This is a genomic window from Streptomyces sp. NPDC001843 (genome assembly GCF_042891955.1).
Classification (GTDB): domain Bacteria; phylum Actinomycetota; class Actinomycetes; order Streptomycetales; family Streptomycetaceae; genus Streptomyces.
This window is the reverse complement of the sequence record NZ_JBIATQ010000026.1, coordinates 19,040-37,795: the sequence shown is the minus strand read 5'-3', so window position 1 is coordinate 37,795 and position 18,756 is coordinate 19,040. Positions and strand designations below refer to the sequence as shown.

Annotated in this window: 20 protein-coding genes and 2 pseudogenes; 11 read left to right on the top strand and 11 right to left on the bottom strand. The window is 68.3% G+C overall.

Going from position 1 to position 18,756, the window contains the following annotated elements; all coding sequences use genetic code 11:
- Nucleotides 1-96 precede the first annotated feature (96 nt).
- The 3 genes and pseudogenes from ACFYZQ_RS38550 to ACFYZQ_RS38540 form a co-directional block, all read right to left on the bottom strand.
- Nucleotides 97-1,164, bottom strand: coding sequence for an alkene reductase (locus ACFYZQ_RS38550; protein WP_389158607.1), 1,068 nt, complete (start codon nt 1,162-1,164; stop codon nt 97-99).
- A gap of 310 nt (nt 1,165-1,474) precedes the next feature.
- A pseudogene (locus tag ACFYZQ_RS38545) lies at nt 1,475-1,691 on the bottom strand (phosphatase); the annotation flags it as partial.
- A 106-nt stretch (nt 1,692-1,797) separates the two neighbouring features.
- Nucleotides 1,798-2,049 (bottom strand): hypothetical protein, encoded by a 252-nt coding sequence (locus ACFYZQ_RS38540; RefSeq protein WP_389158604.1) that lies wholly within the window; start codon nt 2,047-2,049, stop codon nt 1,798-1,800.
- A 193-nt stretch (nt 2,050-2,242) separates the two neighbouring features.
- Here ACFYZQ_RS38540 and ACFYZQ_RS38535 point away from each other — a divergent pair, with 193 nt between their 5' ends.
- The gene (locus ACFYZQ_RS38535) at nt 2,243-2,671 is read left to right on the top strand and encodes an ester cyclase (RefSeq protein ID WP_159106840.1); all 429 of its coding nucleotides are present in this window, start codon (nt 2,243-2,245) and stop codon (nt 2,669-2,671) included.
- 72 nt (nt 2,672-2,743) lie between these two features.
- Here ACFYZQ_RS38535 and ACFYZQ_RS38530 read toward each other — a convergent pair whose 3' ends face one another.
- The 4 genes and pseudogenes from ACFYZQ_RS38530 to ACFYZQ_RS38515 form a co-directional block, all read right to left on the bottom strand.
- Entirely contained in the window at nt 2,744-3,166 is a 423-nt protein-coding gene (locus tag ACFYZQ_RS38530; RefSeq protein WP_389158602.1) for a hypothetical protein, read from the bottom strand.
- Nucleotides 3,163-3,498, bottom strand: a pseudogene (locus ACFYZQ_RS38525) (transposase); the annotation flags it as partial. The pseudogene ACFYZQ_RS38525 and the gene ACFYZQ_RS38530, both read right to left, overlap by 4 nt.
- A 36-nt stretch (nt 3,499-3,534) precedes the next feature.
- Nucleotides 3,535-5,424, bottom strand: coding sequence for a propionyl-CoA synthetase (locus tag ACFYZQ_RS38520; RefSeq protein ID WP_389158599.1), 1,890 nt, complete (start codon nt 5,422-5,424; stop codon nt 3,535-3,537).
- Nucleotides 5,425-5,605: 181 nt separating this feature from the next.
- Nucleotides 5,606-6,517: an alpha/beta hydrolase gene (locus ACFYZQ_RS38515; protein ID WP_389158596.1), complete on the bottom strand. Its 912-nt coding sequence runs from the start codon at nt 6,515-6,517 to the stop codon at nt 5,606-5,608.
- A gap of 468 nt (nt 6,518-6,985) precedes the next feature.
- Here ACFYZQ_RS38515 and ACFYZQ_RS38510 point away from each other — a divergent pair, with 468 nt between their 5' ends.
- The 3 genes from ACFYZQ_RS38510 (at nt 6,986) to ACFYZQ_RS38500 (ending at nt 8,531) form a co-directional block, all read left to right on the top strand.
- Nucleotides 6,986-7,135: a hypothetical protein gene (locus tag ACFYZQ_RS38510; protein WP_362244096.1), complete on the top strand. Its 150-nt coding sequence runs from the start codon at nt 6,986-6,988 to the stop codon at nt 7,133-7,135.
- On the top strand, nt 7,132-7,356 hold the full coding sequence (locus tag ACFYZQ_RS38505; protein WP_055705485.1) for an iron-containing alcohol dehydrogenase: 225 nt from the start codon (nt 7,132-7,134) through the stop codon (nt 7,354-7,356). The genes ACFYZQ_RS38510 and ACFYZQ_RS38505 overlap by 4 nt, the downstream gene beginning before the upstream one ends.
- 164 nt (nt 7,357-7,520) lie before the next feature.
- Nucleotides 7,521-8,531, top strand: a complete 1,011-nt coding sequence (locus tag ACFYZQ_RS38500) for an enoyl-CoA hydratase/isomerase family protein (protein ID WP_389158593.1) — start codon at nt 7,521-7,523, stop codon at nt 8,529-8,531.
- Between the two features lie 192 nt (nt 8,532-8,723).
- Here ACFYZQ_RS38500 and ACFYZQ_RS38495 read toward each other — a convergent pair whose 3' ends face one another.
- Complete coding sequence (locus ACFYZQ_RS38495; RefSeq protein ID WP_351476496.1) at nt 8,724-9,347, bottom strand: TetR/AcrR family transcriptional regulator; 624 nt, start codon at nt 9,345-9,347, stop codon at nt 8,724-8,726.
- Between the two features lie 157 nt (nt 9,348-9,504).
- Between ACFYZQ_RS38495 and ACFYZQ_RS38490 the strand changes: the two genes are divergently transcribed.
- The 4 genes from ACFYZQ_RS38490 to ACFYZQ_RS38475 all read left to right on the top strand — a co-directional run bounded on the left by ACFYZQ_RS38490 (nt 9,505) and on the right by ACFYZQ_RS38475 (nt 13,224).
- Nucleotides 9,505-10,500, top strand: a complete 996-nt coding sequence (locus tag ACFYZQ_RS38490; protein WP_389158590.1) for an NADP-dependent oxidoreductase — start codon at nt 9,505-9,507, stop codon at nt 10,498-10,500.
- A 66-nt stretch (nt 10,501-10,566) separates the two neighbouring features.
- On the top strand, nt 10,567-11,433 hold the full coding sequence (locus ACFYZQ_RS38485) for an alpha/beta fold hydrolase (RefSeq protein ID WP_383459312.1): 867 nt from the start codon (nt 10,567-10,569) through the stop codon (nt 11,431-11,433).
- A gap of 31 nt (nt 11,434-11,464) precedes the next feature.
- On the top strand, nt 11,465-12,271 hold the full coding sequence (locus tag ACFYZQ_RS38480; protein ID WP_351476505.1) for a strictosidine synthase: 807 nt from the start codon (nt 11,465-11,467) through the stop codon (nt 12,269-12,271).
- Between the two features lie 119 nt (nt 12,272-12,390).
- Nucleotides 12,391-13,224, top strand: coding sequence for an enoyl-CoA hydratase/isomerase family protein (locus tag ACFYZQ_RS38475; RefSeq protein WP_055705479.1), 834 nt, complete (start codon nt 12,391-12,393; stop codon nt 13,222-13,224).
- A 252-nt stretch (nt 13,225-13,476) separates the two neighbouring features.
- On the opposite strand, the gene ACFYZQ_RS38470 is transcribed toward ACFYZQ_RS38475, so the two are convergent.
- Nucleotides 13,477-14,190 (bottom strand): SDR family oxidoreductase, encoded by a 714-nt coding sequence (locus ACFYZQ_RS38470; protein ID WP_055705478.1) that lies wholly within the window; start codon nt 14,188-14,190, stop codon nt 13,477-13,479.
- 167 nt (nt 14,191-14,357) lie between these two features.
- Here ACFYZQ_RS38470 and ACFYZQ_RS38465 point away from each other — a divergent pair, with 167 nt between their 5' ends.
- Nucleotides 14,358-14,945 carry a TetR/AcrR family transcriptional regulator gene (locus ACFYZQ_RS38465; RefSeq protein ID WP_389158587.1) on the top strand — a complete coding sequence of 196 codons (588 nt, stop codon included), beginning with the start codon at nt 14,358-14,360 and terminating at the stop codon, nt 14,943-14,945.
- 349 nt (nt 14,946-15,294) lie between these two features.
- On the opposite strand, the gene ACFYZQ_RS38460 is transcribed toward ACFYZQ_RS38465, so the two are convergent.
- Complete coding sequence (locus ACFYZQ_RS38460; protein ID WP_389158584.1) at nt 15,295-15,966, bottom strand: TetR/AcrR family transcriptional regulator; 672 nt, start codon at nt 15,964-15,966, stop codon at nt 15,295-15,297.
- Between the two features lie 66 nt (nt 15,967-16,032).
- Between ACFYZQ_RS38460 and ACFYZQ_RS38455 the strand changes: the two genes are divergently transcribed.
- Nucleotides 16,033-16,872, top strand: a complete 840-nt coding sequence (locus ACFYZQ_RS38455; RefSeq protein WP_389158581.1) for an alpha/beta fold hydrolase — start codon at nt 16,033-16,035, stop codon at nt 16,870-16,872.
- Between the two features lie 231 nt (nt 16,873-17,103).
- On the opposite strand, the gene ACFYZQ_RS38450 is transcribed toward ACFYZQ_RS38455, so the two are convergent.
- On the bottom strand, nt 17,104-18,117 hold the full coding sequence (locus ACFYZQ_RS38450; protein WP_389158578.1) for an NADP-dependent oxidoreductase: 1,014 nt from the start codon (nt 18,115-18,117) through the stop codon (nt 17,104-17,106).
- A 139-nt stretch (nt 18,118-18,256) separates the two neighbouring features.
- On the opposite strand from ACFYZQ_RS38450, the gene ACFYZQ_RS38445 reads away from it, so the two are divergent.
- Entirely contained in the window at nt 18,257-18,730 is a 474-nt protein-coding gene (locus ACFYZQ_RS38445) for a helix-turn-helix domain-containing protein (protein ID WP_031143657.1), read from the top strand.
- Nucleotides 18,731-18,756 lie beyond the last annotated feature (26 nt).

Below are 18,756 nucleotides of genomic sequence, written 5' to 3'. Positions count from 1 at the left end.
GCGGCCCGTAACTCCTCGGGTCGCCGGCCTCCGTGCGCCGCAGCTGTGTCGAGGCGGCGAAGGTGGTGGTTCCCTCGGGCGCCGGGCTGCTCTTCGTCAGGCGGCGTGGGTGGGGTAGTCGGTGTAGCCGGCCGCGCCGCCGCCGTAGAAGGTGGCGGGGTCGGGGGTGTTCAGGGGGGCGCCGGCGCGTACGCGCTCGACGAGGTCGGGATTGGCGAGGGCCATGGTGCCGACGGTGACGACGTCGGCCAGACCGTCTTCGACGTCCTTGGCGCGGGCGGCGATGTCGGCACCGGCCCGGTTGAGGATCAGCGTGGTCGGCCACAACTTGCGGAGGGTGGAGAGGAGTTCCTCGTCGCCGCCGTGACCGATGTGCAGGTAGGCGAGGTTGAGGGGGGCGAGGGCGCGCAGGAGGTGCGGGTAGAGCTCGTGCGGGTCGCTCTCCGCGAGGTCGTTGAGCTTGAAGGGGTTGCCGGGAGAGATCCGGATGCCGGTGCGGCCGGCGCCGATCTCGTCGGCCACAGCCGTGGCGACCTCCACCGCGAAACGGATGCGGTTGTCGAGGGAGCCCCCGTACTGATCCGTGCGCTGGTTGGCGCTGGGGAAGAGGAACTGGTTGACCAGGTAGCCGTTGGCCCCGTGGATCTCGACGCCGTCGGCGCCGGCCGCGATGGCGGCCGCGGCGGCGCGCCGGAAGTCGTCGACCGTCGCGGCGACCTCCTCGGTGGACAGTTCGCGCGGCTCCGGCATCTCCTGGAGCCCGGACGGGGTGAACGTCTGGCCGGCCGGCTTGATAGCGGAGGGTGCCACCGGCTGCCGGTGGTGGGGGGTGTTGTCCGGGTGGGAGATGCGCCCGGCGTGCATCAGCTGGATGACGATGCGTCCGTCGGCCTCGTGTACGGCGTCGGTGACCTTGCGCCAGCCGGCGATGTGTTCCTCGGTGTAGATGCCCGGGGTCACCGGGTAGCCCTGGCCGTCGGCGGAGGGCTGGGTGCCCTCGGTGATGATGAGCGCGTGCGAGGCGCGCTGGGCGTAGTACTCGGCGTTCAGCTCGGTCGGCACGCCGTCCGGGGTGGCCCTGCTGCGGGTCAGGGGGGCCATGGCCAGCCGGTGCGGCAGGGCGATCTCTCCGACGACGGTCGGGTTCCACAGGGCGTTGAGCATGGGTGATTCCTCAGGTGATGGGTGGTGGTTTCGAAAGGGCGGGGGCGGACACCGCGTGGACGTGGGTACCGGGCTCTTCTGCTTCCGGGTCCGAAGACGCACGCGCCCTGCGCCCGCCGGCCGAGTCGCAGTCGGCAGCGGCCTATCAAATTACGATCGTAATATTATGCGGTCGGGTGGGTTGTGGCAAGTGGGTCCCGGCAGGGGGCACGAAGCCGCGCGGTGCAGCTCGCGCAAGGACCTCACGCCAGAGCGGTGGGAGTTCCGCAACGGAAGCTGGAATCGCCTGCTCCGCCCAGATGACCTTGTCCTAGCGGGTGTGCTGTGTGCTCCAGTATTCGGTGGGGTGGGCGACGAGGAGCAGGCCGCGGCCGCCGTCGTCGAGACCTGGGCGCGGCGCAGGTGCGGGGCGGTGCTGCTGGCGTCGGAGATTCGCTCGTCAGGGCGGACTGAAAGATCATCCGCAGTTTGATAGGGCTCTTGCCGTAGCGGATGGCGGTCGTCACCAGTTCGCTGACCACGAGTTCGGGGGGTGAAGACCAGTTCCTCCAGCTCGCAGAGGGCGGTTCGTGAGGTGTTGTCCGTTTGCAGGTGAGGTTGGGGCAGGGCTGCTGGTCGCGGGGGCTTGGTCGGCTACTGCTTTCTGGTGAAGCTGCCGGCGTCGGCCTCGGTGAGGACGTCGAGCCTGACGAGGCGTTTCAGCTTGGCGCGGGTGCCATCGATGTTCTTCGGCAGCGGTTCGTGGTCGAGGGCTTCGCAGACATCACGGGCCCGGAGGGGGCCGGTGACCTCGTTGAAGACGGCGAGGATGCGGGGGTAGTTCGGGTGCTCGGGCAGGTCGGGCGCGGCGGTCTGGGCCGGGAGACGGTCAGCGAGAGCAGTCATGGTCTTCCCGGTGATCGTCAAGTGTTCGTCATCACCGACGCGGCGCTTTCTGCCGCACACGCTGCGCCCCGTTCTCCGCCGTGACGTTCACGGCTGACGGCGTGCCCCGGTGCTCGACCGGTAGGCCGCCACACGATCCCACTCGCCTCGGAACTTGCTTGCGGCCTCTCGGTCGCCCCGATAGGAGAAGCACATGTCTTCCTCGAACGCCGAGCCCCGAACGTCCGCCGCCGACTTGCACCGGCTTGCCGATGAGTACGTCAGGCGCGTCAACCTGCGCGACCTCGACGCCCTGTTCGCCCTGTACGCGCCGGACTTCCGCAACCACGCCGCCGATGGCACCACCACCGGCCTCGAGGAGGCCCGCGCGGTGCTTGCGTCGTTCCTCGACGCGGTCCCCGACTTCGCCGCCACGCCGGTCCGTGTCGTCGCCGAGGACGATTGGTTCGCGATCAGCTTCATCCTCACCGGCACGAACACCGGGTCCTTCAACGGCACTCCCGCCACCGGCCGATCGATCAAGGTGCTGGAGGTCCGCATGTTCAAGGTGGCCGACGGGAAGCTCACCGACCACTGGGGCCTCATCGACCTGGCGACGCTCTTCGCCCAGTTGCAGTCCTGAGAGGGTTACGTGAGTTGATGCCTGTTCCCCCTTTCGGGAGGGGCAGGCGGGCCGGCCGCAGCCGCCGGGCGGCTACGGCCGCGGCTGGGTGAACGAACCCTGCCCGGTCTCGACCAGGATTCCGCGCTTGGTCAGCCGCTTGAGCTTCAGGCGGGTGTTGTTGAAGGTGTTGGACGCGATCTCCATGTCCATCGCCTCGCACACCTGCCGCGCCCGCAGCGGAGCGTCGGCCGCGGTGAATACTGCCAGGATCTGCCGGTAGGCCGGATGGTCGGGCAGCTTCGGCGCCGGCGGCGCGGGTGGCTGCGGATCGGGCAGCTCCAGCAGTGTCTTGCGGGTGATCCGGATCTCCTCAGCGGCCCTGCCGAGCTCGTCCAGCCGTGCGGTCAGCTGCTCGATCTGCTCTCCCGTCGTCTCGGCCAGCGCGGCGATCTCCCGTTCCCGCTCCTCCAGCCGGGCCAGCACCGCCCCGAGGGTCAGCTCCCCGCCGGTCATGTGCTGCGCCAGGCCGCGCTTGCGGCCCGGTACTTTTTTGCCGCATCACACCCCGTCGACTCCGCGGGCACCCCGGCCGCCGCATGCATGCTCTGGGTGTCGAGCACCACCAGGCTCGGTCCGCTTTTCGCCGCGCCTTCTCCCGCACCTGCCAGCGCAGCAGGTCGTGGATGGTCTGGTCGGTGCCGTCGTCGCGCCACTTGGCGAAGTTGGTACATCACCGCGCCGCCCGGCGGCAGGTCGTGCGGAAGCAGGTCCCACTGGCAGCCGGTGCGGCCCTGGTAGAGGAGCGCGTTGACGATCTCCCGCATCTCGTACCGTCCCTGGTGGCCGCTGACCGAACGGTGCGCGGCCTTCCACGCGACCGATCACGGGGTGTGACCGGCGCGGCGGAGAACAGGGCGCAGGGTCTCGATGACACCGGGGTCGTCCACGGTGGAGGGGATGGGTTCGTCGTGGCCGTCGGCGATGCCGCGCATCGTCTTGCGGAGGATCTTTCCCGAGCGAGTCTTGGGCAGGGCGGCCACGACCGTGACGTCCTTGAGGGAGGCGACGGCGCCGATGCGCTCGCGTACGAGCTGGACGAGTTCGGCCTCGACCTCGCCCGGTTCGCGGTCGCTGCCGGCTTTCAGGACGACGAAGCCGCGCGGGATCTGTCCCTTGAGTTCGTCGGCGACGCCTATGACGGCGCATTCGGCGACGTCGGGGTGGGCGGCCAGGGCCTCTTCCATGCTGCCGGTGGACAGCCGGTGTCCGGCGACGTTGATGACATCGTCGGTGCGGCCCATGACGAAGACGTAGCCGTCGTCGTCGAGGTGGCCGCTGTCGCCGGTGAGGTAGTAGCCGTCGTAGGCGGAGAGGTAGGAGGCGACGTAGCGGTCGTCGTCTTTCCAGAGCGTGGGGAGCGCGCCGGGCGGCAGGGGAAGCCTCACGACGATCGCGCCGTCGACGCCCGCGGGCACCGGCTTGCCCGAAGCGTCGAGGACGCGGACGTCCCAGCCCGGCAGCGGGCGGGTCGGGGAGCCGGGCTTGAGGGGAGCGGCTTCGATGCCCACAGGGTTGGCGACGATGGGCCAGCCGGTCTCGGTCTGCCACCAGTGGTCGATCACCGGGACGCCCAGCAGGTCGCTCGCCCAGTGATAGGTCTCGGGGTCGAGGCGTTCACCGGCCAGGAAGAGATAGCGCAGGTGGGAGAGGTCGTAGCCGGCGGTGAGCGTCCCCTTCGGGTCCTCCTTCCTGATCGCCCGGAAGGCGGTGGGCGCCGTGAACATGGTCTTGACCCGGTACTCGGCGGCCACCCGCCAGAACTGGCCCGCGTCCGGGGTGCCGACCGGCTTGCCCTCGTACAGCACCGTGGTCGCGCCGACCAGCAAGGGCGCGTAGACGATGTACGAGTGTCCGACGACCCAGCCGACATCGGAGCCGGTGAACATGGTCTCGCCCGGGCCCACGTCGTACACGGCGCCCATCGACCAGTGGAGGGCGACCGCGTAGCCGCCGCAGTCACGCACGACTCCCTTGGGCTTTCCGGTGGTTCCGGAGGTGTAGAGGATGTAGAGGGGGTCGGTTGCGGGGACGGGAACACAGTCGGCCGGTGGCGCGGTAGCCACCAGGTCGGCCCAGTCGAGATCGTGAGGCCCCAACTCGGCCGTCTCCTGTGGGCGTTGCAGGATGACACTCTTCTGCGGCTTGTGGGCCGCGAGTTCGATCGCCTGGTCGAGCAGGGGCTTGTACGCGATGACGCGCTTGCCCTCGATGCCGCAGGAGGCGGAGACGACCACTTTGGGGGCGGCGTCGTCGATGCGAAGGGCGAGTTCGCGTGCGGCGAATCCGCCGAAGACGACGGAGTGGACCGCGCCGATGCGTGCGCAGGCCAGCATCGCGACGGCGGCCTCGGGGACCATCGGCATGTAGATGACCACGCGGTCGCCGTGTCCCACGCCGAGCTGTGCGAGTGCTCCGGCGAAGGCCGCCACCTCGTCCCTCAGCTGTTCGTAGGTGTAGGTGCGCCGGGTGCCCGTCACGGGGGAGTCGTGGACGAGCGCGGGTTGCTCGCCCCGGCCGGCTTCGATGTGCCGGTCGAGCGCGTTGAAACAGACGTTGAGCCGTCCGTCGGGAAACCAGCGGTAGAAGGGCGCGCCCGAGGAGTCCAGAGCGCGTCGCGGAGCGACATCCCAGTCGACGCCCTCCGCCGCCTTCAGCCAGAAGCTCTCCGGGTCCTCGGTACTGGCGCGGAAGACATCTTCGTATGTTCCCATCGCGCACTCCTTTGTGGCATCAATGGACGGTGATGTGGCTGGGTGCGGAACCGTGTCGGACACAGGCACCGCAAGTCGGCCGACTCTGGCAGGATGCCGACGACCGGCGGGAACCGGTCACCGGCATCGCGGTGGTGAGGCGGTCCGGCCGAAGGGCCGCTCCGCCCAGTGTGCCTTCAGCTCACGCGCCGAGGTGCTTGCGCAGCCACTGGCCCATCTGCTGGATCGCCTGGTCCACCTCGGGTACGCGCCCGGCGCCCAGGATGAACGAGTGCTGCCCTTCGGGCATCGGGTGGACCTCTGAGGTGACCTTGAAGTCCGCGAGGCGTCGGCCGAGTTCGGCGCCGTCGTCGGCGAGGGTCTCGTACTCGCCGTAGTGGACGGTCGTGGGCGGCAGGCCGGTCAGATCGGCGTTTGCGATGCTGATCGCGGGGTCGGTGAAGTCCACGGCGGGATCCTGCAGCCAGGCTCCTCGGAAGAGTTCGAGGGTGCTCCTGCTGAGCATCTTGTCGTTGTCCTCGTTCTCGTCCACCGACGGGTTCTGGATGGTGAGGTCGGTCCACGGCGAGACGCTGACGATCGCGCCCGGCGTCGCCTCGCCCTTCGCGAGCAGGCGCAGCGGGAGCATCACCGCGAGCGTGCCGCCGATCGAGTGGCCCGTGCTGCCGATGTTCCGCGGCTCGTAGCCCTGCGAGAGCAGCCACCGGTACGCCGTCTCGGCGTCGTCGAGCTGCGCCGGGTAGGGGTGTTCGGGCGCCAGGCGGAAGTCCACGACGAGGGAGCGGGCTCCGGCTGCCTTGGCGATGTGGCCTGCGGCCTTGCGGTCCGAGTGCATGGAGGCGGTGACGGATCCGCCGAAGTGGAAGTGGAGCAGTGCCTTGTCGGGGTCGGCGCCCTCGGGGATGGCCCAGAGGGCGGGAACGCCGCCCGCGTCCACCTCGGCGTACGTGACGCCTTCCGGCTCGGTCGACGCCTTGTGGTTCGAGTCCACGATGTCGCGGATGACGGCCAGGTCGAGACCGGGTGTCGACGACTTCGCGCTCACGCTCGCGAGGAACTCCGCGAACTCGTGTGCCTCTCGGCTTACGCCCATGGTGGTGCTCCTTCGCAGGTTGCTGCCACGCCCACGTCCCGCGTGCAGCCAGGTTGATGTGCTGGTCCTGACGCTACTGACTGAGTATAAGAAAGTAAACCCAGAAGAGTAGGGGCACCTCTGGCTGCGGGCGCGGCGGCGCAGTGCGGGCGGCCGAGGGTGATCAACGCTCCAGAATCTCTGCCGTAGCGGATCAGCGGTCTGAGGTCCGACTGTCTGGGAGGAGCAGCCCCCCCGTCGCCTGGGCGGGTGCGGCGGAACGCCTGATGGTGATGCGTGAGGACGCCGGACTGCAGCCGTGTCTGTCTGCCGGGACCGTCCCGGATCCGACGACCGATTCGCTTGGCGCCGGCCTGCCTGTGGGGCGTACAGGGCGGCCGGATGCGGGACTACAAGGCTCCGCACACGAACCGCAGCATCACGACAGCGCCACGGACGAGAAGATGACTCTGTTCGGGACCGGCGTTCCTGTCGGTCGCCGTCGTCGACGCGCTCAGTCGTGCCGTCGAGGCGTACGTGAGCCGCAAGGCAAATCCGCTCTCCGGCGGCCTCGCGCTGAACGCTCTCGTCCGTGCCGGGGTAGATGGCGTGGGGCGAGTCGACCATGGCACGGCATGAGCCGCCCGATCGGCGCGCACTTCCACGTCGCTCATGGTCTGTCGAACGCGATGCTCTTCCCCGCGGTAACGGCGTTCTCCGTACCGGCCGCCGAGAGCCGGTACGCCGACTGCGCCCGCGCGTTCGGAGTTGCCGCCGACGGCGACGGCGATGCCCTGGCGGCCGGGAGGTTCGTGGAGGCGCTCCGCGACCTGTGCGAGGATCTTGACCTTCAGCCGTAGATCTGCGGGTAGAGGTCCTGGATCTCGTCCACGGTGGGCACAACGGGGTTGTTGGCGGGGGATCCGGACACGAGCGCCTGCTCAGCCATGAGGGGCGACATTCGGCGACGGAGGAACGGTGATGGCACAACAGCCAGGTCCGCGCGGAGTACGAGATGAGACGCATGACTGACATTGCTGAGGGCGAGGTTCTCACCGATGTGCACCGGGGCGTCGGCCGGATCCTTCTGAACCGACCCAAGGCGCTCAACGCCCTGACGACAGGCATGGTCGCGGCCATTGACGGTGCGCTCGCCGCATGGGAACACACACCGCTGTCCGCTGTGGTGATCGCCAGCACCAGTGTGAAGGCCTTCTGCGCCGGCGGCGACATCCGCACGATCCGCGAGCACAGCCTCGCTGGGGATGCCGAGGCCAGTGAGCGGTTCTTCGCCTCCGAGTACCGGCTCAACGCCCGGATCGCTGAGTATCCCGTGCCGGTCGTGTCGCTCATCGACGGCATGTGCATGGGCGGTGGTCTCGGTCTGTCGGTCCACGGCACCTTCCGCGTCGTCACCGAGCGTGCGGTGCTGGCGATGCCCGAGACCGGGATCGGTTTCTTCCCCGACATCGGGGCCAGCTACTTTCTGCCGCGGCTGCCCGGCGCGATAGGCATGTACCTGGGACTGACCGGGCACCGTCTCGACGCTGCCGACGCCCTGTACGCGGGGCTGGCCACGCACTTCGTCCCCACGGACGGGCTCGGTGCGGTCGGAGACGCCCTGGCGGACAGCCCAGGCGCCCCGGTGGACGTCGTCCTGAACCGCCTTGCCGACCGTTCGCCGGTGGGGGCGAGCAGGCTGGCGGAGGTACGCGGGGAGATGGACTGGGCGTTCGGCGCGCCGACTCTCGGTGAGATCGAGAAACGCCTGCGTCACCTCGACACCGCCTGGGCGTCAGACGCGTTGATCGCCTTGGAGTCCGCCTCGCCGCAGAGCTTGGAGATCACTCACAACCTGCTGGCCCGGGGCAGACAGCAGACGTTGCGCGAGTGCCTTGCCGCCGAGCTCACTCTCACGCGCACGACCATCCGCACGCCGGACTTCCTGGAGGGCGTCCGAGCGGCCTTGGTCGACAAGGACCGCAGTCCCATCTGGGAACGTGAGGCGCAGGGCGGACAGACGCCGCCGGCCTGACCGGGAGTGCAGGGTTAGCGGCTGTCCGCACTGCCGCACTGCCGCACTGCCGGACAGGTTGTTCTTGCCGAGTTGCGCGGCGCGGATCGCGGTGACGTGCCCGCGCTTCCGCCGCCGATGGTGATCACGCCGTAGCGCGTGCTCACGAAGTGTCCCCGTTCCGGGGACATGGTCGGCTCGTGGAGCGAGCGGTCATGCGGCGCGGATGTGCTGCGCAAGGGTGGCGTGGACCTGGTCGCGGATGTCGGCGAGCACGGCCTCGTCGCTGCGGTGCGGGCACACGGTGGCGGTGGTGCTGATGTGGATGATCGCGGTGATCACCCGCGCCAGCGTTGCCGCGTCGGCGGCGCCGATGTCCTCGTTGCGCGTGAGCAGGCCGGTGATGCCGTCCTCGACGCGGCCGGCAAGGGTCAGACCCACTTGCCGGTATGGCTCGGCCGGGTCGCCGAAGACAAGTTCGCGCAGATAGGTGCGGCCGTTCTCGATGTGCTCCCGCACGCACTCCACCAGGGGGCGGATGAGAGCGATGACCCGCTCCAGCGCGCCCTGTCCTACGGCGGCGTCGGCGGCGGCGAGGCCGGAATCGACGGCGGCGGCGAACTTCTCGTTCTGCACCATGATCAGCAGCTCGGCCTTCGTGGACGCGTACAGGTAGAGCGTCCCGATGGCGACATCGGCCCGGCGGGCGACCTGCTGCGTCGTGACCCTGTCCACGCCGTGTTCGGCGAACAGCTCGCGGGCGGCGGTCATGATGCGCTCGCGCTTGTCCTGTTTGGCCCTCTCGCGGCGCCCGGTCGGCATGTGATCGCTTCCCATGGGGACCCCCTTGACAATAATTATGAGTGGACTCATAGTTGAGTGTACTCGGATCGACCGGATGGTGCGAGGTCGTGAGGCCCCCGGATGTCGCGCCGGGTTCGCCGATCCAGTCTCAGACCTGGATAAATAGGACAAGTATTAGGAGTGGCGCCCCATGCGAGCGTTCGTCGTCACCAAGTACAAGGAGCCGCTGCAGGAGGCGGAGGTCCCCGAACCCACCGTGGGGGAGCACGACGTGCTTGTGCGCGTGGAGGCCGCCGGGCTGAACCCGCTGGATGAGAGGATCCGCGCCGGTGAGTTCAAGCAGATCCTGCCCTACAAGCTGCCGCTGATCCTGGGCAACGACGTCGCGGGCACCGTCGTCCGCGTCGGGACGGCGGTTCGCGGCTTCAAGCCCGGAGACGAGGTCTACGCCCGGCCCCACCAGGACCGCATCGGCACGTTCGCCGAGCGCATCGCCGTAGCGGAGGGCGACCTGGCGCTCAAGCCCGCTTCGATCAGCATGGAAGAGGCCGGCTCGCTGCCGCTGGCGGCGCTCACGGCATGGCAGGCGCTGGTGGAGCGCGGGAAGCTGCGGCCCGGGCAGAAGGTGCTCATCCACGCCGGCGCCGGCGGGGTCGGTTCGATCGCGATCCAGCTCGCCGCGCACCTCGGCGCGAGTGTCGCCACCACTGCCAGCGGTTCCAACGCGGCCTACGTGCGCGCGCTCGGCGCGGACACGGTGATTGATTACCGCACCCAGGACTTCGAGCAGCTCCTGACCGGCTACGACCTGGTGCTGGACAGCCTCGGTGGAGAGACCCTCGAGAAGTCCCTGCGGGTGCTCAGGCCCGGCGGCAAGGCCATCGGGATCGCCGGTCCCCCGGACCCCGCGTTCGCCCGCCAGGCCGGCCTAAATCCGCTGCTGCGCCTGGCGGTCACAGCCCTGAGCCGCAAGATCCGCAAGCAGGCGAAGAAGCTCGGCGTGACGTACGAGTTCCTGTTCATGCACGCCAGCGGCGACCAGCTCCGCCGGATCACCACCCTCATCGACCAGGGCGCGGTGCGCCCGGTCGTGGGAAAGGTGTTCCCCTTCGACCAGACCCCGCACGCGCTGCAGTCCCTGTCCCAGGGCGGCATCCGCGGCAAGGCCGTCATCGGCAACAGCTGACCCGCCGCAACCGCGACGGGCGACACGAAACACACAGCGACACAGAACACGCAAGGAGAATCGGTCATGAGCAGCACAGACGCCCCGAACGAACCCGTCATCACCTCCTACGCGAAGGCCCCGGCCCGCACCGTCCGCGCAGGCGGCGTCACCTACGCCTACCGCGAGCTGGGACCGAAGGGCGGCATCCCCGTCGTCTTCTTCGTCCACCTCGCCGCGACCCTGGACAACTGGGACCCCCGCATCATCGACCCCATCGCGAAGGGACGTCACGTCATCGCCTTCGACAACCGCGGTGTCGGGGCGTCCACCGGCCAGGTGCCGGACAGTGTCGAGGCGATGGCCGACGACGCCTACACCTTCATCAGGGCCCTCGGGTTCGACAAGATCGACGTCTTCTCGTTCTCCCTCGGCGGCATGGTCGCCCAGGCCCTGGTGGTGAAGCACCCCGAGCTCGTCCGCAAGCTGGTCCTCACCGGCACCGGGCCCAAGGGCGGCAAGGACATGGACAAGGTCGCCAGAGTCACCTACTGGGACATCCTGCGTGCCACGTTGACCCGTTCGGACCCCAAGGAGTTCCTGTTCTTCAACCGCAATGCCACCGGCAAGCCCGCCGCACGCGCGTTCGTCAACCGGCTCAAGGAGCGCACCGTCGACCGCGACGCGGACATCAAGACCAAGGCGTTCCAGACGCAGCTGAAGGCCATCAAGAAGTGGGGGCGCTCCGCCCCTGACGACCTGTCGTCGATCACGCAGCCCACCCTGATCGCCAACGGCGACAACGACCGCATGGTGCCGTCGGTCCTGTCGGAGGACCTGCACCGGCGCATCAAGGGCAGCGAGCTGATCATCTACCCCGACTCCGGGCACGGCGGCATCTTCCAGTACCACCAGGAGTTCGCCCCCGTCGCGGTCGAGTTCCTGGCTCGATGACCACCACCTGACCAGGAAAAAGGGCAACATCATGAGCACGTCACCGGTCGCCGCGCCCCCGGAAGTGAAGAAGCCTCTCACCTCCTCGATCCTGCTGTGGGTGCGCACCGACCAGCCCCGCCAGACCGGCATGGACCACTGGAAGGGCCCGCACTCAGGGATCATCTCCGCCACCCCGGGGCTGGAGGAGTACCGGCAGATCCACCTCGCCGAGCAGAACACGGGCCTGTGGCCGGCCATCGACGGGGTCCAGACCGCGATCCCAGCAGACCGGAAGATCGACGGCGTCGCGGAAGTCACCTTCCAATCGGTGCTCGCACCCCTGAAAGGGCGCGAGCAGACGAAGCTGGCCTACGCCGACGAGATCAACGTGTTCCGCCGCACCCTGCTCTACGCCGGCCCGCCGAACTCCTCCCGGTGGTACGACGTCGCGGGCCCCGGAGAGACGGTCGGTGCCCGCGCGCTGATCTACCTTCGCCGCAGGGACGGGGTCGGCGCCGGCGCCTTGCGGAAGTTCGTCAACGAGGAGCTCGCCCCCGCGCTCGCCGGCACCGGAGTGCTGAAGGAACTGCGCACGCAGACGTTCCTGCCCTGGACGAAAAAGCTCTGGGACACCCCGGACGTCGCCCACGACAACCCCCACGACCAGCGCTTCCACGCCTCGGTCAGCCTCGGGTTCACCGACACCGCGGCACGGGACGCCTTCTTCAGCGGCAACGCGATCGAGGACCTGTCCGACCGGCTGGCACCGCAGGTCTCCGCGATCCACGCCTACGACGTCGCCGCCGCCCTCACCTACGTCAAGAACGGCGAGATCCTCCCGCACTACCAGGAGTGAGCAGCGCAGACGGGAAACGGGACCGCCGGATCTGCTCGGCACATCCATCCGCTCCGGCTTCCTTGCCCTCCTCGCACCCCAATCGCCGTCTGATACCCACCACGCATCCGGAGCCAGCCATGAGCGAGCAGCAGAGCACCATCCACTACGAGCGCACCTCACCGCAGATCGCGAAGATCACCTTCGCCAACCCGCCCGTCAACCTCATCGTCGGCGAGACCGTCCTGCGCCTCATCGAGATCGTCACCGAACTGGCCACTGACCCGGACATCCAGGTCGTGCTGTTCGACAGCGCCACCCCCGACTTCTTCTACAACCACTTCGACCTGGCCGCCGCCGCCGACTTCCCCGCCCCCGAGGACCCGGACGCGGTGCCGGCCTGGACGAATCTGGTCCTCGAACTCTCCAAAGCGCCGTACATCACGATCGCGGTCATCCGTGGACGCACCCGCGGCGGCGGGAACGAGCTCGCCCTCGCTCTCGATCTGCGCTACGCCAGTCGTGAGAAGGCGATCTTCGGACAGCCCGAGGTCGGCAGCGGACTGCTGCCCGGCGGTGGTGGCAGCGAACGCCTGCCCCGGGCCATCGGACGCGACCGCGCCCTGGAAGCCATCCTCACCAGCGACGACTACGACGCCGACACCGCCGAACGCTGGGGCTGGATCACCCGCGCCCTCCCCGACAGCGAACTCGACGCCTTCGTCGGCACCGTCGCCGCCCGACTCGCCTCCTTCGACCGCGCCTCACTCGCCTCGGCCAAAGCCCAGATCAACCGGGCAACCCTGCCCCCGGACGGGGACCTGGTCGCCGCGTACGGCGAGTTCGCCCACTCCCTCACGCTTCCCGGTTTCCTCACCCGGGCCGCAGGCACGCAGGCCGTCGTCGAACAGGCCGGCATCGACTTCGAGTACCGTCTCGGGCACTACATCGGCATCGCCAACCAGCAAAGCTGACACCCATCAGAAAGTGAGCACGGATGCAGCGGATGCTGCGTCCGTCCTCATTTGCCGCGGGGCCCACCTGATTTCCGACGTCTTCGGCACGATGGTCGGATCGGGCTGCTGCCGGATCGACCGCCGATGTCCTCCACCGCTCGATGGCCGCGACGGTGGACCGCTTCTGGACACTGGTCGGCCGACCGTTCGCACGCCATGGATCACTGGGTCCCCGACGTGAAGAGATCGCGTCGGGACCGAACAACAAGCTCAGGCTTCCGTGCTGTGCAGGTCCGGGTAAAGCGCCTCGACCGGGCCGCTCAGAGCCGCCTTGACCCCCTTGGTCAAGTCGTCGGCCAGGACCTCGTATTCTCCGGCCTCGACGGCGTCGTAGACGGTCGTCACCAGCTGTGTCGGCAGCATCTTGGGGCCGTCGGCGTGCGCGGCCATATCGGTGTCGACGTAGCCCATGTGCACCCCCGTCACGTGGACGCCCATGGGTGCGAACTCGATGCGCAGCGAGTTGGTGGCCGACCACAGTGCGGCCTTGGAGGCGCTGTAGGCGCCGCCGAAGGCATACCAGCTGGCAACGGAGTGCACGTCGATGAGGACTGACCCCTTGTTGGCGGCGAGGATCGGTGCGAAGGCGCGGGCGAGGAAGACCGGTCCGAAGAAGTTCGTCTCCATGTTCGCCCGGATGTCTGCCTCGGTGACGTCCAGCAGGCTCGCGCTCGGCGGGGTGGCGCCCGCGTTGTTGACGAGCACGGTGACATCCGCCGCGGCGGCCACGGCCGCGTCGATCGACGTGCGGTCGGTCACGTCAAGGGTCAGGGGGACGATGCGGTCGTCGTCCCAGGCGCGGGGGGAGCGGGCGGTGGCGTAGACCTTGACGGCGCCGCGCGCCAGGGCGTCGTGGACGAAGTGGGTGCCGATACCGCCATTGGCGCCGGTGACGAGGACGACTGCTCCATCGAGGGAGGGCATGGGTTCCTTCTTTCCGAGGGGGATGTGAAGTACGTGGCTGCGCACGGATGGGGCAAGGACACATCGCCCCGCGATGGGAGAATGAGCGGAGCCACATTCGAGCCCACATGACATTGAGTACAATCATAACTGATTACAGTCAGAATCTATCCCTGGAGGACACCGCCATGCCTCTCGGACGGCGCGAGCGGAACAAGCAGGAGAAACTCGACCGCATTGTCGCTGCCGCCAGTGATCTGTTCGCCGAGCACGGCGTCGATGAGGTCACGACCCAGCAGATCGCGGACAAGGCCGACATCGGCACCGGGACCCTGTTCCTTTATGCCAAGACCAAGGGCGAACTCCTCCTCCTTGTCCAGAACGCCAAGTACGTCGAAGCACTTGAGCGGGGCCGGGCGGACGCCGAGACCGTCCCAGGCGTGCTGGACGCGGTGCTGGCGATCGTCCGGCCGATCGTCGAGTGCAACCGCGTCCAGATCGACAACGGACGCACCTACCTGCGAGAGATGGTCTTCGGTGACCCCGAGGAGCCCCGGCACGGCGCGGCACTCGCCATCGTCGCGCAGACCGAGGAGGCCGTCGCCGCCGTGCTGCGCCGAGACGAGCGGGTCACCGAGGGCGACGCCGCGACGCTGGCACACATCGTGTCCGCCGTGATGTTCCTCAGCATGGCGGTGAGCGTGAACATCGCCCTGAGCGTCGAGGAGATCATGCAGGACATCCGCAGGCAGGTCGAGGTCCTTCTGCCTCGCTGAAGTGCGGCCCGGACTCGGTCCAGGTGACCATCCGGGCAGTCCTCGGCTGCGGCATGGCCCGCATCCCCGCATGGCAGGGTCATCCGGCCATTGCCGCCCATACCGGCACGACTGGACGGCTGGGGCGGGTCGGCCGGAGGGCTACCGCCACCGCGTGCTGCTGGGCTTCCCGAGATTGCCCACCTGTACGGCGTCGGGTCCCACTCCCACCCCGCGCCTGGATCGCGCGTTGAAGAAGGTCGCCCGAAAGGGCGGCGGGGTGGTTCTGCCGGTGTGCGCACTGAGGCGACTGGGGGCCGGCCTCGTGCTGTTCAAGGTACTGAGCTGGGCTTGCGTCGGTCGGCTGCCCTCAGGCTTCCGGACTGCTTGCCGCCGGCTGGTCGCTGTTGCCCTGTGACAGTGACGCGAGAATCTCCTTGCGGCAGGCATCGAGGATTTCGTCCGCCAACGGAGAGCCGTCCGGGCATGCCCGCGACAACATGATCGCGCCGACCGAATGGGCGAGCATGTCGATCACCATCATGCGGGCCGCGCGCTGGTCCGCATCCCCCGGCGTATCGGTTGGAGGCTGAAGGGCCGTCAGCAGGTTCTCGATCCCGGCCGCGAACTCCGTTTTGAGGTCCGCCGACTGACGTGCGGCGTCGCCGCCGAGGGCCGCGATGGTGCAGCCGTCGCCGCGCCCGTCGCGATGCTCCCGTGAGACGTAGCGCTCGACGAACTCGGCGGGGTCCAGGCCTTCTGTCTGTGCCACGGTCGTCGAGAGTCCGCTCGCGGACGCTTCGGCCATCAGGTCGGCCTTGGAGCGGAAGTGCTTGTAGAACCCGCCGTGGGTGAACCCGGCGGCTGCCATCAGCTCTGCCACGCCGACACCGTCATAGCCGCGCTCCCGGAACAGCCTGGAGGCTGTCGCGACGATGTGGGCACGGTTCTGTTCTGCCTGTGCCTTGGTGACCCGCATGTCCAGCCGTCCCTTCGTCGGTCGACGCTCGACGGTCCAGCATACATAGATGTCGATCGACATCTAAGACCTTGACTTTTTAGATTACGATCGTCATATTATTGTTCACCCCTCCAGAAAGGCTCAGCCATGAGTGACACGCATGTGACCGCACCGACTCAGTACATCGAGGTTGACGGCGACCGGTTCGCCTACCGGCGCTGGGGCAAGCCTTCGGGCGTCCCGATCTTCCTGGTCCAGCACTTCCGCGGAGGGATGGACAACTGGGACCCGCTGCTCACCGACGGCCTGGCCGAAGGCCGGGAGGTCATCCTGTTCAACGGCCGCGGCGTCGCCTCGTCATCGGGCACGCCGCGTAACCGGATCGAGGACATGGCCGACGACATCGCCGCGGTCATCCGGGCACTGGGGCTGGAGCAGGTCGACCTGCTCGGCTTCTCGCTCGGCGGTTTCCAGGCGCAGGAAGTCACGCTGCGCCACCCCCAGCTGGTGCGCAAGCTCCTCCTGCTCGGCACCGGCCTCCGAGGCGGGGACCCGACAAGTGACCCCCAGGTGCCTCAGTACGCCCTGAACCCCGTCCCCACCCTGGAGGACTTCCTCTTCCTGTTCTTCGGCCGCTCGGAAGCCGCGAAGCAAGCGGGCAAGGCCTTCTGGGAGCGCCGTCACCAGCGGGCCGACCAGGACCCGCCGAGCTCGCCCGCGGTCGCACAGGCGCAGTTCGAAGCGACTATGGCCTACGCGGAACCGCTGCCGGGCGAGAACCCCTACGCCCACCTGAACGCGATCACCCAGCCGACGCTGGTCCTCAACGGCGAGAACGACGTGATGATCGCCTCGATCAACTCCTGGCACCTCGCCCAGAACATCCCCAACGCTCAGCTGCTGATCTACCCCGATGCCGGGCATGGAGCGCAGTTCCAGTACCCCGAGCGGTTCCTGAAGCACGCCATTCAATTCCTCGACGAGTAACGCCTGCAGGGCTTCGGCGCGGTCGCTGACGCCTGGTCCGTGCGCGAGAATCCGGCAGGCCGGACCCCGGCTGCGGGAGCGGCTGGCTGAGGTAGGCGCATCTTGCGTGCGTCGGGACACGCGAGCCGTCGATGGTGTTCCGCCCGACGCGGCGAGCGCCTCTCGCCCCTGCCGTCGCGTCGTCGGCCCCGCGTGATCATGCCAGGAGGATGCCGTGTGACCGGCCTGATCTCAGTTGCTGTCGGGCGTCATCGAGACCACGACCTTGCCGGCCGTGGTGCGACCCTGCTCGACGTAAGCCATCGCCTCGAGCGTCTGATCGAACGGGAAGGTGCTGTCGATGACCGGGCGGAGCTTCCCGCTGTCGTAGAGGGCGCCGAGCTCGCGCAACTGGGAGCCATTGGCCTGCATGAAGAAGAACTGGTAGCGAACGCCCAGGGCCTTCGCCTGCTTGCGGATCTTGCGACTGAGCACGTTCATGACCAGCCCCAGGAAGGAGGGAGCGCCGAGCTGCCCGGCGAACCCGGCGTCCGGCGGGCCCACGACGCTCACAGCCAGGCCGCCGGGCTTCAGCACGGTCAGCGACTTCTCCAGGTTCGCGCCGCCCACGGCGTCCAGCACCAGGTCGTAGCCGGACAGCACCTTGGAGAAGTCCTCCGTCTTGTAGTCGACGACGATGTCGGCACCGAGGCTTCTGACCAGCTTCTCGGAATGAGCGCTCGCGGTCGTCGCCACGGTGGCACCGAGGTGTTTGGCGAGCTGGATGACCGTCGATCCGAGACCGCCGGCACCGGCGTGGACGAGCACTTTCTGACCCGGCTTCACATGGGCCTGGTCCACGAGGACCTGCCAGGCGGCCAGGGCCACCAGCGGGACCGCGGCCGCCTCCTGCGGGGTGAGCGAGACCGGCTTGGGCGCGACGTCGTCCATGTCGATCGCGATGTACTCCGCGAAGCCTCCGATCCGCAGGTCGCGCGGACGGGCGTAGACCTCGTCGCCAACTTCGAGGCCGCGTACGGCGGAACCGACCCGCGTCACGACGCCGGCCACGTCATGACCGAGCACGAACGGAGGCTTGTACTTCAACAGCTGTTTGAACTCCCCGTTGCGGACCATCTTGTCCAGCGGGTTGATGCTCGCGGCGCTCACCCTGACCAGAACATCGCGGTCACCGACGCTGGGCTCGGGTACCTCGGCGGCGCGCACGCCGTCCTTGCCGTACTTTTCGACGACGAATGCCTTCATATTGGCCGCCTTTCCATGTGATCTTCTCGGTCGTCTGCGTGTGGTCATGACGCTACTTGTTGAGTATGGAAAAGTAAACTCAGGTCGGGTTAGAATCACCCTCATGGATGCGAGGACGGAAGCTCTTCAGGACACCGGCATGGACACCCGACTCGACCGGGACATGTCGAACTGCTCGATCGCTCGGACCCTTGAGGTCGTGGGTGAGAAGTGGACGATCCTGATCCTGCGCGAGGTCTGGTACGGCTCGTCCCGCTTCAGTGACTTCGAACGGGTCCTCGGCTGTCCCCGCAACCTTCTCGCTGCCCGGCTCCGGATGCTTGTCGAGGAAGGGATCCTGGCCACCGAGACCTACAAGGAGCCGGGTTCGCGGAGTCGGCCGAAGTACGTGATCACACCCAAGGGCGTGGATCTGGTCCCGGCTGTGATGGGGCTCCTGCAGTGGGGCGACCGCTACCGCGCCGACCCGGAGGGCCCTGCCGTGCTGACGCGACACCGCGGATGCGGTGCGCACGTCGATGCCCAGATCCGCTGCGAACGCGGCCACGCCGTGCAGGCGGAGGACATCGAGAGTGTCCCCGGCCCCGCATTTCGTCTGAGGCCCGCGGAGTGAGCTGAGCGCGGTGGCGGCAGGAGTCC